The organism is Moraxella sp. (assembly GCF_024227015.1).
Taxonomy (GTDB): domain Bacteria; phylum Pseudomonadota; class Gammaproteobacteria; order Pseudomonadales; family Moraxellaceae; genus Moraxella.
This window is the reverse complement of record NZ_JAAELD010000285.1, coordinates 1-11,295: the sequence shown is the minus strand read 5'-3', so window position 1 is coordinate 11,295 and position 11,295 is coordinate 1. Positions and strand designations below refer to the sequence as shown.

The following is an 11,295-nucleotide window of genomic DNA, read 5'->3' as shown; positions in this document are numbered from 1 at the left end:
TTGATCGCCTCAGTGCGTGCGGCATGATACGCCTTAGTCTGAGGCGATGTTTGGCTTACCTTTTCAAAGGCATGATACACACCGTTGATGACCTGCAGATCAGTTGCCACGCCCGCTTGTATCAATAGCGTGCCTTCGCCAATGCTTTCTGCCGCCTTGACATTACCACCAATGAGCGCGCCTAATGAGCCAACAAGCAGCATTCCCAAAGGACCACCTATAATACCAAGCAAGCCACCAATCAGACCGCCTGTCAGCATGCCGCTGTTGATTTTCTCTGAAGCATCAAAAGCATCAACCATGGTGATCACGCCATTTTGTTTCTTGATAAGTACCGCCTGCGCGATGATGGTCTCAGCTGTCTGACGATAGACCTTTAGTTCGTTAAAGGCTTGGTAAGCTTCACTGCTTACGGGAAATAGGGTTAATAATACATTTTGATTCATAGAATGCTCCATTTGCATTTAGGGGGTTAAATTGATAAAACCTTAGCTTCTGCCAGACCCTCATCATCGCCAAAATACAGCCAATCTGTATCCTTATCCACCATGAAATGTAACACCCTGCCTTTATCATCGTGCAGGGTCATGGTGTCTCTTAGCTCAAGGCACAGCTTGTAAATTTCATCTCGATGCTGATTGGCGTCGAGTGTTGGCTGAGTGATGTATTGTAATTTTTTGATTTGATCATCGCTGAGTTGGTGATGCTCTTCATTCCAGACCAACACTCGACTGCAGATGGTCTTGATGTGCTTTAAATCAAATTCGCCTCGATTCACTCTAACGTAGAACATAACAATCTCACTTGTATAATATTCAATCTCTTATCATTTAAATGGGCTGGCTTTATGGTAGACAGGGTATTTTTTCATCTTTTAAGGTCGATGATTGGCTCGTCAATAACACTCTGCCGTGATACCAAAAAATCAGCCACGCACCCACATAAACCAGCAGCTCACTGTTTTCTTCTAGAACAATGCCCATGCTACCTAAGCCAAAGCTGCCACGCTCGCCCACATATTGAAACCCAATCAACAGCAGCCAAGCCAATATCGGCAGCACCGGCATGGCTTTATGGTGTAGCCATCGCCATGCTCGACCAAGGATTAGACATGTCAGCGCAAATATCGCCATAGCGCCCATCAGAGTACGGCCATACAAGCGATTATGAACCCCGAACCAAATCGCATCAGCATCATACAGCACACCGCGCATCATGTTGGTCTCACGCACAACGAACACCAAAAATACCATCGCCATACCAAGCCACACCCATCGATCCATCTGCGCTTGCAATCGTGTATAGCCATACAGACAGCTAAGCGCCGCCAAGCCTAACAGCGCGCATTGGACATTCTCCATCAGCCCATGCTCGGCATACCAAGCCACTGGTAAATACGGTGTCAAAAATGATATCGTCAACGCCGCCAGCACAAAGCCCCAAAGCACAGGGTGGCGAGATGCACTCATGGGTTTAGCATTCCTTTGATCGCCTCAGTGCGTGCGGCATGATACGCCTTAGTCTGAGGCGATGTTTGGCTTACCTTTTCAAAGGCATGATACACACCGTTGATGACCTGCAGATCAGTTGCCACGCCCGCTTGTATCAAGCGACTGGCATAATCAATGTCTTCGTTTACGAACAGATCTAAGCCACCGACCATGATATAAGTTCTTGGCAGCCCTATTAGCTCCTTCGCCATACTCGCAGAGTAATAGGGCAAATCGTCATCACTGATGTCCTGACCACCCTTCAATAGCCCCCAGCCCAGGCGATTATATTCAGGCTTCCACACAAATTCGCCCGAATAATCATTGGCATAAGGCGACCCTGGCGTGCCTGTGCGATGATCGAGCATTGGATAAATGAGCACCTGACCGGCAGGTTGATATTCACCCACATCGCGCACTTTTAGGGCAAGTCGTGCCGCCAGACCACCGCCAGCACTCTCACCCATGATGATTTTATCCTCATCAAACCCCAAAGCCTCTGCATTATCGAACACATAAGACAAAGCATGATAAGCATCATTAATATCCGCTGGGAAAGGTGCATCGCCTGCCTGACGATACTCCACACTAACAACCACCGCAACCACCTGATCGGCAAGTTCGAACAACTCAGCATTCTGCTGTACGGCATTACCCACCAAATAACCGCCGCCATGAATAAAATAAATCACCGGCGACTTGGCAGCGCGAACTTTGGGTTCAAAGACATACATGTCCACAGCAGGCTGATCACCTGCCTTCGGGGCGGTCAATTTGCTCGTGGCATGGGGCGCCGTGGCTAGATTCTGCTTTAGTAGGTCAGCGTTGATTTTTTGTAATATGGCACGCGTCTGATCAGGGTTAGCCAGATCTGCCTGAGCAATCATTGTATCTAAGTTACCCAACGCTGTCAATACTGACAAATCTTGATATTCAGGCGCAAGCAGATGTGCCGACTTGGATTGGGCAGGCTCCGACACTAAAGCAGAAGCGCTTAATGCAAACGCAGAGATGAAAGCAGCAAGTAGAAGTTTTTTCACAATAAAAGTCTGAGTATTGTTAATTTTAAACAACCAATGACTACAGCTCAACCACCAATATTTTTAAAAACATGTACTTTTATTAACAATAATATAAAAAATATTGTATAATCCAACAATAATTATTAAATTGTCGGAACATCGTCATGACCGCCGATTTGCGCGCCAAACGCACCCAAAAAGCCATCAAAGAAGCCTTCGTTGATCTATTACACGAACGAGATTACGATAAGATCAACGTACAAGACATCGTCACACGAGCGATGATTAATCGCTCCACCTTTTATCAATATTACTTCAACAAAAGCGACCTAACAGGCAAGCTCATCGCCGAGATACGCTGCGGCTATGAGCAGTTTTTGATTTTAAGATTTGGTAAAAATCCCCAAGAAAGCATTAAAGCTCGAGAATCATTGACTCACCAAGACAGACGTCTCGCCCTAGCATTGCTAAAGATTCAAACACCTAAGCACAACTTTCGCCGCGAGATGCATACACTGGTCAAGAATCGATTTTTGGCGTACGCCAGCAACCAAGACCCCAACTTAGATTGGGATTTTCATGCGGACAGCTATGCAGCGATGGCGCTACATGCTGGCGAATATTACCTAAAAAAAGGACAAGAACTTAACGAGATCGAGACCTTGAAGGACTGGCAAAAAGTGATGGATATCCTACAGATTGGACTGATGGGTGATGATGAGTAATTCTTAAGTCAGGCACGATGATTTAGCACATAAAAAAGAGGGCTAAGCCCTCTTTTACAGTTTTATTTAGACAAATAACGCATCGACATCGGATTGATTAAATTCATACGACTGTCCGCAGAATCCACAGTCCAATGACAGCTTACCGCCATGAGCGTCTAGCGCGTGTAGTGCCTCTTCGTGACCTAGCTGCAAGATTGCGCCTTCGCTTTTTTCTTTAGAGCAGGTGCAGCCAAATTCAAGCGTGCTTGGCTCTGGAATCACCACCTCTTCTTCGTGATACAAGCGATACAGAATCTCATCCGCCGCCAGATCGGTCAGCTCTTCATCCTTAATGGTGATGGTCAGGGCGCTCATGCGCTCCCACAGATCAGGGTCATTCTCACGATCTTCTTCTGTTTGTGGTAGTAGCTGCACCAAGATGCCGCCTGCACTCTCATCGCTCGTGGCAAGCTTCAACAAAGTTGGGATTTGCGCAGATTGTTTTTGGTAATGCGCCAAACATTCCGCCAAATCATCACTCACTCGCTCAACGATGCCTTGATAAGCCTCACCACGCTCCGGATGGATGCTGATAAACAGTACGCCTTGTCCTAGCTTGGCAAAGGCGCTCTGACTGATGGTGTTCTGCTGCCACTCATCGCTCTCGTGGAATTCCGCCAAGGCGCGCACTTGCCCTGTGTGATCGCATTCTGCCATCGCCCAAGACAACAGACTGTTCTCATCAGATGATTGTAATTGCACTGACAGTCTACCATTAATCTTTAGCGTGCCGATTAATAGACTGGCAGCCACGAGCATCTCGCCCAAGAGCGCCTTGATGGCTGCAGGATAAGGTTTTTTATTGATGACGGTTTGATACGCTTCATCAAGACGCACCACATCGCCGCGCACAGGCGACCCTTCAATAAAAAAACGCTGGCGGTACTGGGTAGATTGATTCACATCATTCATGATTTACTTCTTAACTGGTAGAATTTACAGATAAATGGGGATGGGTTGCCAAATTGCAAATCAGCGAACGATTTTTGGTAAAACTTTTCATATTCCTGAATTTTTTGGATATATTCCAAAATAGAAAATACATGCTTAAGTGAGCTGACTTATAATAGATTGCTAGATTTTTAGGGTAATTTAGTTCATTTTAGAATAAGCAAATTTATTTTTTTAAATCACCAAATTACAAGCCATCAAAAAGAGATCGCCATGAGTTTTAATTTTAATAATCAGCAAGATTTTTTGGACAGCATCCAAAGCCTAGCCAACACTCATCTTATTCCAAAAGTCATCGATATCGACAAAGGCTATTATCCATTGGCAGAGATGAGCGCACTGGGTAAGGCCGGATTGTTCGCGCCGCACCTTAATGAATACGGCAACCGCCTTGATTTGGCGATTCTGGCGAATGCTCAGGTGGGTCGTGTCTGTGGCACGACAGGCTTTTTGACATGGTGTCATCAGGTGATGGGATTGTACCTTGACCAATCGAACAACACCGCACTAAAACAGCGCATCCTACCTGATCATATCATCGCCAACACCTTTGGCGGCACAGCGCTATCCAACCCCATGAAAACCTGGGCGAACATCGAAAGCATGCGCCTCGTCGCCAAAAAAGACGGTCAGGGCTACAGCATCAGTGGCACTCTGCCTTGGATCAGCCACATCGCACCAGATCAATACTGCGGCGCGGTAGCACAGATTGAAGGCACGGACGATGAAGTGTTCTTTTTATTACAATTTGACAAAGAGCGCGCGGGCAAATGGGAGCTACACGCCTGCCCAACTTTCTCAGGCATGGAAGGCTCTAGCACTTGGCGCATCGAATTACAAAACTACCCGATCAGCACAGATGACATCATCGCCCTACCGTGCAAGGACTTCATCAAGCGTATTCGAGGTGCATTCGTCCTGATGCAGATGGGCATCGGCGCAGGCATCATCATGGGTGCGATTGATGATGTCAAAGAAGGCACTGCGGTGAGCAACGCTTTCTTAGAGGATCAAGCAGGCACCCTACAAGACGAACTAGATCGTCTGGTTGCACGTACTGCCGAGCTTGCTAAGACACCGTTCGAGACGCATACGGACTTTTTCTTGGATGTGCTGAATGTGCGCACCCAAGGCGGCATGCTTAGCCTAAAAGCCACCCAAGCCGCCATACTCCATCAAGGTGCAAAAGGCTATCTCATGAGTGCAGCACCACAACGCCGCCTACGTGAAGCGCAGTTCGTCGCTATCGTTACGCCTGCCATCAAGCATTTGCGCTACCTGTCGCATCAGCTGATGAGCGAGCCGAACGTGCGCCGTGATATTGAGTTTCACATCTGATTATATTTCAAATTAAACACCCAAATTACACTCAAAACGACTGGTCGATGTCAATTATGCATCAGCCAGTCGCCAATACTCAAACAATCAAAAAAGGCAACCCATGACTACACCCACTGACGGACGCGGCGCTTGGCGTAAATTCATCTGCCTAGCGTGTGGCTATATTTATGACGAAGAATTTGGTGATCCAGAAGATGGCTTGCCTGCTGGTACGCGCTTTGAGGACATTCCCGATGATTGGCAATGCCCGCTATGTGGCGTCAAAAAAAGCGATTTTGAACCCTATGACGGCACCGAAGAAACCCTGAACATCACCACACCGATTTTTAATAGCCACAAAAAAGGCATTGTCATCATCGGTGCTGGTCTGGCTGGTTGGAGTGTGGTTGATGCTGTTCGCGCCCTGGATAAAGACATTCCTGTCACGCTCATCTGCGGGGACTCAGGCGATCGCTACCATAAGCCGATGTTGTCAGTTGCCATCTCACAAGGCAAAACGCCTGCTGATCTGGTGCGCACCAGCGCCGTGCAATCCGCCACAGACAACCACGTTCGTCTGCTGGCGAACACCTTCGTCACTCACATTGACACCGAAACTCAAACCCTACACACCACACGCGGCGATGTCGGCTATGATGATTTGGTGCTTGCGATCGGAGCGGCGCCTGCTTACCCACCGACCATCGCCAAAGACGTCGCTCATCATGTTAATAACCTTCATCGCTTTGACGCACTACAAAAAGCCTTGGCACGTGACGATAAGCCCAAGAACATCGCCATCATCGGGGCGGGCATGGTCGGCACCGAATTGGCTGAAGATCTGGTCAATGCAGGGCATCAAGTTAGCCTAATTGATGTCAGCCCACGTCCATTATCAGCATTTTTACCAAAAGTAGCAGGCGAGCGCATCCTAGACGCCATCACCGCCAAAGGCATCAGCTGGCTAGGCTTTAGCATGGTCAATGATGTGACAGCCACGCCATCAGGCTATGAGATCGCACTGCTAGACTGCAAGGATAATAGCACTCGCACATTATCATTTGATGAGGTGATTGTTGCGACAGGCCTGGCGGTGGATGAACGTCTGCCAACACGTGCAGGCGTTGACTTCAACAAGCGTACAGGCATTGCCGTGCATCAGCACACCCTACAGACTAGCGTGCCGCACATTTATGCCCTAGGCGACTGCATCAGCATCGATGGCGTACCTTGTCGTTATGTTGCGCCGCATCGCGCCCAAGCAACTGCCATCGCTCACGAAATCCTAGGCGTGGCACATTCAGGCTACGAACACAAAGCACCAATGATTCGTCTAAAAAACAAAAGCATCAACGTCACTGCCAACGGCAACCCTAGAGCTGATGGCGACTGGCGCATCGTCAAGGATGACCCTGCCGAGCTGTCGCTTGAGATGGTGGATGATGCTGGTGAAGTGATTGCAAAAGCTCTACTAAAATCACCTCAAAGCTAAATCATCATAACCATATGCCAACTTGGCATATATTGTCAGCCGTTATTCTTTATTATAATAGCGGCTGATTTTATTTTCTCATTTTAGAATATTATTAAAGTTACCATGAGCAATATTTTTCGCCCCTATGATCCTAATTCGCGCCTTGGCTGTACGTGCGGGCAGCACAGCACCCAAGCCGACTGCGACCACGCCAGCGCTTTTGAGCAATTAAACCAAAACGTACAACTAAACTCCCAAACCGAGCAAGCCTCCGCCGATTTTGTTGAAGCTGCCGCCATGCGAGCGCTGTTCCCTCATGAGCCGACTCGCCGAGCCCTCCTAAAGACAGTGGGCGCTGGCACCGCAATGGCAGCGATAGGTAGTCTTCTGCCATTATCCGCCTTACAAGAAGCCGCCGCAGCCGATCGACTAAACCCCGAAAAGAAAGATCTAACCATCGGCTTTATCCCGATCATCTGCTCAACACCGCTCATCATGGCGGACCCGCTGGGCTACTACGCCGAACAAGGCATTAATGCCAAGCTGGTCAAACGTGCTGGCTGGGCGCTCGTGCGCGATCAGATGATGAATCGTGAACTGGATGCCACGCATTTTCTGGCGCCGATGCCACTTGCCATCACGCTAGGTCTAGGCTCTGCCAAGCAAGACATGAAAGTTGCCTGCATCCAAAACGTGAATGGTCAGGCTCTCGTGATGTCCCTAAAACACAAAGACAATCGCGACCCAAGAAACTGGAAAGGCATGACCTTCGCCATTCCATTTGAACACTCAATTCACAACTATCTGCTGCGTTATTTCCTGGCGGAGCACGGACTTGACCCAGACAAAGACGTGAAACTGCGCCTAACCACACCGCCCGACATGATCGCCAACCTAAAAGCCGGCAACATTGATGGCTTCTTTGGGCCCGAACCGTTCAACCAACGCGCCGTCTGGGACAAGGCAGGCTACATTCACACATTGAGCCGTGATATTTGGAACGGTCATCCTTGCTGCAGTTTTGGCACATCCCAAAGCTTTATCGATGATAATCCACAATCATTCCTAGCGATGTATCGCGCGATTTTAAAAGCCAACGTCATGGCGAACAAGCCTGAAATGAAAAAAGAGCTGTCTAAAATCTTATCGCCTGCCAACTATCTAAACCAGCCTGAGCTTGTGATTCGCCAAAGCTTGACAGGTCGCTTCGCTGATGGCATTGGCAAAGTCCAAGACGTGCCAGATCGCACGGGTTTTGATGCCATGCCTTGGGAATCTTTGGCGGTATGGATGCTCACGCAAATGAAACGCTGGGGCTACCTAAAAGGCGATGTCGACTACCAAAAACTTGCCCAAGAAGTATTCTTATTAACCGATGCCAAAAAACAAATGCAGGCAATGGGCTATGAATTTAGCGACGAAAAATCCATCACCGTCATGGGTAAGCCTTTTGACCCAAGTCGCCCTGATGAATACATCTCAAGCTTTCCCATTCGCGCACAATAACATAATAAGTAAAAAAAATGAGTCTATTTAGCAAATTAACCACCCAGACCAAGGCGTATCTCGTTACTGCCTTGATCGTGCTTGCAACGCTTAGCATCTGGCAGGCGGCGACCTTGCCCAAAAAAGTCACCGCACCCACTGACCCCATCGCCCTAGAATACGAAGTACTGATGGGTAACATTCCTGAACACACGCCCGCAGGCGCCGTCGTCGCCAGCACTGAGAGCGAGTTTCCCAGCCCAAAACGCTTCGCCGCCACCGCCATCGAGCATCTGTCTGACCCATTTTATGACAAAGGCTTGAATGATAAAGGCATCGGCATTCAGCTTGGTTATTCGATTGGCAGGGTATTGCTGGGGTTCTTATTGGCGGCATTGGTTGCCATTCCGCTGGGCTATGTGCTTGGCATGAGCAAGGTTTTAGATAAAGCCATCTCGCCTTTTGTGCAGCTACTAAAGCCCATCTCACCCCTAGCGTGGATGCCGATTGCCCTTTATACGATCAAAGACTCAAACCTATCAAGCATTTTTGTGATTTTTATTTGTTCGGTATGGCCGATGCTGACCAACACCGCCTTTGGCGTGGCAAGTGTTCGCCGCGAATGGTTAAATGTCGCCAAGACACTTGAAGTTGATCCGCTCACCACCGCCAAAAAAATCGTCCTACCTGCTGCCGCACCCACCATCGTCACTGGCATGCGCATCTCTATGGGCATTGCGTGGCTTGTGATTGTCGCTGCCGAGATGCTCGTAGGTGGTACAGGTATTGGCTATTTTGTGTGGAATCAGTGGAACAACTTATCCATCGTGAATGTCATCTTTGCCGTGCTGCTCATTGGCGTGGTCGGCATGGTGCTCGATTGGTTATTTGCATTATTACAAAAAAAGGTGAGCTATGTCGAATGATACTAACAACACGACTGACAACGTATTAATCAGCGTACAAAATCTGTCTAAACGCTACGCCAAAGATGCGCCGAATGTCTTTGAAAAAGTCAATTTCGACATCAAAAAGAACGAATTCATCTGTCTCATCGGACACTCTGGCTGCGGTAAATCCACCATCTTAAACGCCTTGGCAGGACTTGAACATCAAACAGGCGGTCAAATCCTAATGGAAGGTGTCGAGGTGGTCGGGCCCAGCCTTGAGCGCGGCGTGGTGTTTCAATCGCACGCCCTGCTGCCGTGGCTGACAGTTGCAGACAATATTGGCTTTGCCATTGATGCGCGTTACAAAGGCATCTCAAAGAGCGAAAAAGAACAAAAAATCCGCCACTACCTGTCTTTGGTGGGACTAGAGAACGCCATGAGCAAGATGCCATCAGAGCTGTCAGGCGGCATGAAGCAGCGTGTCGGCATCGCGCGCGCCTTCGCCACCGAGCCTAAGATGCTGCTGATGGATGAGCCATTTGGGGCGCTAGATGCCCTAACTCGCGGCAACATCCAAGACGAGCTGGTGAGCATCATCGAGAAGACCCAGCAGACGGTATTTATGATCACCCATGACATCGATGAGGCGATTTTGCTTGCTGATCGTATTTTCTTGATGAGTAACGGGCCACAGGCAAAACTGGCAGAAATCGTGGTCAATACCCTGCCGCATCCGCGCACTCGTGAACACATCCACCACGATCAAGGCTATTATCGCATTCGCAATCATTTGCTTGATTTTTTAGTAAATCGCAGCAAAAAACTCCAAGCCCAACAAGAAGAATTCACCGCCCCAAAAGTGGTGTATCCTGCCAGAGACAACTGGGATTTATTATAATTTTAATTATCTTAAAACACCGTCAATTGGCGGTGTTTTATTTTTGTAATATTTGATGGCAATCATTTCCACCCCATCCTAAAATCCACTATAATATTAGCGCCAATAAAAAGCATCCGTGATATTGGTTTTGTTAGGGCAATTTTGCCAATTTTTAAAGATTTTTTTGATACTAAGGAACAATATATGTGCGGTATCGTTGGGGCTATTCGTAGCCAAGCTAATGTGGTAGATTTTTTGACCGACGGTCTAAAACGCCTTGAATATCGTGGTTATGACTCGTCTGGCATCGCTGTATTTAGCGAAAAAGAGAATAAGATTAAACGCGTGCGCCGCGTGGGTCGCGTGGCACTCATGGAAGAGGCCGCCAAAGCCAAAGGATTATTCGGTCATATTGGCATCGGTCACACGCGCTGGGCAACGCATGGCGGCGTGACGGAGCCTAATGCGCACCCGCACATCTCAGGCGGCACGATTGCCGTGGTGCATAATGGCATCATTGAGAACTTTGAGGCGGAGCGCGTCCGCCTAGAGGCTTTGGGTTTTGAATTTGAATCACAGACTGACACCGAGGTCATCGCCCACAGCATTCATCATGAATACACCCAAAATGATGGCAATCTATACCGCGCTGTGCAGACCGCTTGCTCGCGTTTTCATGGGGCGTACGCTATCGCTGTCATCACCCCAGACGACCCCACCAAGATGGTTGTGGCACGCATGGGCTGTCCTTTGTTGATTGGCTTTGGGGAAGGCGAAGTTTTCATCGCATCCGACGTATCGGCAGTGGTGTCATTTACCCGTCAAGTCACCTACCTAGAAGATGGCGACATCGCAATCTTAACCGCAGATGGTATTGATACTCTACTAGATAAAGACGGCAACGCGCCCGAGCGCCAAGTCAAGACCTCTCAGCTGTCTTTGGCGAGCCTTGAGCTTGGTCCATACAGCCACTTTATGCAAAAAGAAATCAACGAACAGCCAAAAGCTGTCGCTGA

Annotated in this window: 10 protein-coding genes and 2 pseudogenes; 7 read left to right on the top strand and 5 right to left on the bottom strand. The window is 48.5% G+C overall.

Features of this window, described 5'->3' with window-relative positions:
• The 4 genes and pseudogenes from GY683_RS06570 to GY683_RS06555 form a co-directional block, all read right to left on the bottom strand.
• Positions 1–446, bottom strand: a pseudogene (locus GY683_RS06570) (hypothetical protein); the annotation flags it as partial.
• A gap of 26 nt (positions 447–472) precedes the next feature.
• Positions 473–793 carry a hypothetical protein gene (locus GY683_RS06565; protein WP_297287979.1) on the bottom strand — a complete coding sequence of 107 codons (321 nt, stop codon included), beginning with the start codon at positions 791–793 and terminating at the stop codon, positions 473–475.
• A gap of 52 nt (positions 794–845) precedes the next feature.
• Positions 846–1,469: a hypothetical protein gene (locus tag GY683_RS06560; protein ID WP_297287978.1), complete on the bottom strand. Its 624-nt coding sequence runs from the start codon at positions 1,467–1,469 to the stop codon at positions 846–848.
• Entirely contained in the window at positions 1,466–2,530 is a 1,065-nt protein-coding gene (locus GY683_RS06555; protein WP_297287977.1) for an alpha/beta hydrolase, read from the bottom strand. Before GY683_RS06555 ends, GY683_RS06560 begins: the two co-directional genes overlap by 4 nt.
• Before the next feature lie 146 nt (positions 2,531–2,676).
• Here GY683_RS06555 and GY683_RS06550 point away from each other — a divergent pair, with 146 nt between their 5' ends.
• Positions 2,677–3,237 (top strand): TetR/AcrR family transcriptional regulator, encoded by a 561-nt coding sequence (locus tag GY683_RS06550; protein ID WP_297287976.1) that lies wholly within the window; start codon positions 2,677–2,679, stop codon positions 3,235–3,237.
• Positions 3,238–3,303: 66 nt separating this feature from the next.
• Here the strand turns inward: GY683_RS06550 and GY683_RS06545 are convergent, their stop codons facing one another.
• Positions 3,304–4,191 (bottom strand): Hsp33 family molecular chaperone HslO, encoded by an 888-nt coding sequence (locus GY683_RS06545; RefSeq protein ID WP_297287975.1) that lies wholly within the window; start codon positions 4,189–4,191, stop codon positions 3,304–3,306.
• 252 nt (positions 4,192–4,443) lie between these two features.
• On the opposite strand from GY683_RS06545, the gene GY683_RS06540 reads away from it, so the two are divergent.
• The 6 genes and pseudogenes from GY683_RS06540 to GY683_RS06515 all read left to right on the top strand — a co-directional run.
• Entirely contained in the window at positions 4,444–5,568 is a 1,125-nt protein-coding gene (locus GY683_RS06540; RefSeq protein ID WP_297287974.1) for an acyl-CoA dehydrogenase family protein, read from the top strand.
• Between the two features lie 103 nt (positions 5,569–5,671).
• On the top strand, positions 5,672–7,042 hold the full coding sequence (locus GY683_RS06535) for an FAD-dependent oxidoreductase (protein WP_297287973.1): 1,371 nt from the start codon (positions 5,672–5,674) through the stop codon (positions 7,040–7,042).
• Between the two features lie 105 nt (positions 7,043–7,147).
• Complete coding sequence (locus GY683_RS06530) at positions 7,148–8,530, top strand: ABC transporter substrate-binding protein (RefSeq protein WP_297287972.1); 1,383 nt, start codon at positions 7,148–7,150, stop codon at positions 8,528–8,530.
• 17 nt (positions 8,531–8,547) lie between these two features.
• The gene (ntrB, locus tag GY683_RS06525; protein WP_297287971.1) at positions 8,548–9,435 is read left to right on the top strand and encodes a nitrate ABC transporter permease; all 888 of its coding nucleotides are present in this window, start codon (positions 8,548–8,550) and stop codon (positions 9,433–9,435) included.
• Positions 9,425–10,297 carry an ABC transporter ATP-binding protein gene (locus GY683_RS06520; protein WP_297287970.1) on the top strand — a complete coding sequence of 291 codons (873 nt, stop codon included), beginning with the start codon at positions 9,425–9,427 and terminating at the stop codon, positions 10,295–10,297. Before ntrB ends, GY683_RS06520 begins: the two co-directional genes overlap by 11 nt.
• A 186-nt stretch (positions 10,298–10,483) precedes the next feature.
• Positions 10,484–11,295: pseudogene (locus GY683_RS06515) on the top strand (glutamine--fructose-6-phosphate transaminase (isomerizing)); the annotation flags it as partial.